We start from the raw sequence: 661 nt of genomic DNA, 5'->3' as shown, positions 1-661 counted from the left end.
TCGAGTGACTAAGCAATTTAATTTACGCTCTTTAATTGAATAAAGACCGTCATTACCAACTGCCTCTGATTGAATTACTGTCATATTACCGTAGTTCAACTTATCACTACGCTTTGCCAGATAAACATCTTTCACTCGCATTTCAGCTTGAATATTGTTTTCCATATCTGTCCGAGTACGACATAAGCGAAAACGAATCGAACCACGTGCAGCCAATTCAATAATTTTAGTTGACCCAAACGGCACTCTGGTTTGATCTGTAAAACCTAATTCAACTTCGTAAATTTGACCAATCGGCACGCCATCCGCATCAATATACTGATACTGAATTAAACCTGTTGTCCACGCTGTCGATGTCCCACCTTTCGAATTTTGACGGTATAAACCATTCGGAAAATGAATATTAAAATAAGCAAATTCAGCACCATCCATAAAGATATTATGCCAACCCACCCAACTTGCATCGGGGTCTAGTTTATCTAAAGTAATATCAAGCTCAATAGATTCAGTTGATTGATTAGGCAAATGTGTCAATTGTGCCCACTCAACATTTACGGCAACAGGATCAGCCAACTTAATATAGTTGCCCCCAACCTCTTCAACTGTATATGTATCATCAAGATAGATTGCATCATCGTTATTAACCAGCTGTAGACCTGAA

Annotated in this window: 1 pseudogene; it reads right to left on the bottom strand. The window is 38.4% G+C overall.

The features are described 5' to 3' along the window. Positions 1-661: pseudogene (locus C9E89_RS23620) on the bottom strand (host specificity factor TipJ family phage tail protein); the annotation flags it as partial.

It is taken from the genome of Acinetobacter sichuanensis (genome assembly GCF_003024515.2).
Taxonomy (GTDB): domain Bacteria; phylum Pseudomonadota; class Gammaproteobacteria; order Pseudomonadales; family Moraxellaceae; genus Acinetobacter; species Acinetobacter sichuanensis.
This window is presented reverse-complemented; position numbering and strand designations above follow the sequence as displayed.